The sequence below is a fragment of the Paraburkholderia sp. Ac-20347 genome (genome assembly GCF_017104805.1).
GTDB classification, from domain to species: domain Bacteria; phylum Pseudomonadota; class Gammaproteobacteria; order Burkholderiales; family Burkholderiaceae; genus Paraburkholderia; species Paraburkholderia tropica.
Map to the genome: position 1 here is coordinate 1 of NZ_JAAGPN010000602.1, position 1,096 is coordinate 1,096.

The window sequence follows — 1,096 nt, forward strand, 5'->3', positions numbered from 1 at the left end:
CCCGCCGCGTCGCATCGCGAGGCCGCGCGCGCGGCACCGCAGGGCGAGACCGAAACGGCGCTCGCGCGATGCTGGGCCGCGCTGCTGGATCCGTCGAATGGCACAGACAACGCAGCGGACAACGCAGCCGCCGCGCCATCGCTGACGATCGCGCGCGACGACAGCTTCTTCGCGCTCGGCGGCCATTCGCTGGCGGCGATGCGGCTGGCGTCGCGCGTGCGTTCGCGCTGGTCGGTCGAGCTGCCGTTGCGCGAGATCTTCGCATCGCCGACGCTGGCCGCGCTCGCCGCGCGTATCGATGCGCGTATCGAAGCACAGCGTGCGGATTCGGATCGTGCTTCGAATCAGGCGTTGAACAAGGCCGAAAACGCTGAATCGGCCACGCCGCTGCACGCTCTCGCGGACCGCAGCGCCTTGCCGCTTTCGCTGATGCAGCAGCGCATCTGGGTCGTCGATCAACTCGCGGACCGCGCGCTCGCGTCGTACAACATGACGGCGGGGCTCGATCTTCGCGGCCCGCTCGACGCGTCGCTGCTGCAACGCAGCCTGGCCGCCTTGATCGCGCGTCACGAGGTGCTGCGCTCGGCCTTCTATGCCGACGACGAGGGCGATCCGGTGCTCAAGATCGCGCCGCGCATGGAGGTGTTGATGCCGGTGATCGAGCCGCTCGCGCATCTGAACAACTCCGCGAACAGCGATGCGAACAGCCACACAAACAGCGGCGAGAACGCGCGCGCCAAAGCCATCGCCCAGGCGCTCGACGACGCCGCGCGCACGCCGTTCGATCTGTCGCGCGCGCCGCTCGTGCGTGCGACGCTGCTGCGTTTCGAGGCCGCGCATCACGTGCTGATCGTGTCGCTGCATCACATCGTCGCCGATGGGGCGTCGGTGCATATCCTGCTCGACGAGCTGTGCGAGCTTTACCGCGCGCAACGCGACGACACGCCGCCCGCGCTCGCGCCGCTGGCCGTGCAGTACGCCGATTACGCGCACTGGCAGCGCGCGCGCTTCACGCCCGACGCGGTGCGCGAGGCGCAGCAGTTCTGGCGCGGCTATCTCGCCGATGCGCCGACGCTGCTGCCGCTGCCAACCGATC

The 1,096-nt window shown here is 69.6% G+C and carries 1 protein-coding gene; it reads left to right on the forward strand.

What is annotated here, in order from left to right:
- A partial coding sequence (locus G3N97_RS38950) for a condensation domain-containing protein (RefSeq protein WP_241031109.1) occupies positions 1–1,096 on the forward strand: 1,096 nt, incomplete at both ends.